The organism is Ureibacillus suwonensis, assembly GCF_042655065.1.
Taxonomy (GTDB): Bacteria; Bacillota; Bacilli; order Bacillales_A; family Planococcaceae; genus Ureibacillus; species Ureibacillus suwonensis.
In genome coordinates, this window is record NZ_JBHSNQ010000093.1 from 1 (window position 1) to 580 (window position 580).

Annotated in this window: 1 protein-coding gene; it reads right to left on the bottom strand. The window is 37.6% G+C overall.

Going from position 1 to position 580, the window contains the following annotated elements; genetic code table 11:
- A partial coding sequence (locus tag ACFPOH_RS10780) for a transposase (protein ID WP_390309632.1) occupies nt 1-557 on the bottom strand: 557 nt, incomplete at its 3' end.
- Between the last annotated feature and the right edge of the window lie 23 nt (nt 558-580).

Genomic DNA, 580 nt, shown 5'->3' on the forward strand with positions numbered 1-580 from the left:
TATTTCAACGTATTCTCCACGTAATTTATGTATTTGTTTATTGTCTTGATGGCGGTTTTCATATAGCTGGAAACGCTGTTCCGTTTATTCGCCAAGGTTTTCTTCAAGAGCTCAAAGTCTTTGGTTTTGATGCAATGTCGAACGTATTGGTATAACTCATAGGACGCCTTTAATTCAGAATCCAGATTAATGATGTAGTGTAGAATATCCACCTCACACATGAGCTTTTTAAAGCAGTGATGATATTTGTAGTTTTTATAATCGAGTTTTGTTTGATCTTTCAGAAGGAGCTTCCAGTATGTTTTCAATTTATTGTAATTCTTTTTATCCCGATTCATGACGTTGATGCGCGTTTTGTTTAAAGCTCTGCTAAATAGTTGGAGGATATGGAATTTGTCGAGTACGATTTCCGCTTTAGGGAAAACTTCTTGGATTAAGGAAATATAAGGGCTATACATATCGATGACAATCGTTTTTACCGCATCTCTCGCCTTCTTGGAATACCGTAAGAAATACTCTTTGAGGACATGTAATCTCCGGTCCTCCACGATATCCACAATCTCCCCCGTTTCAGAGTCGC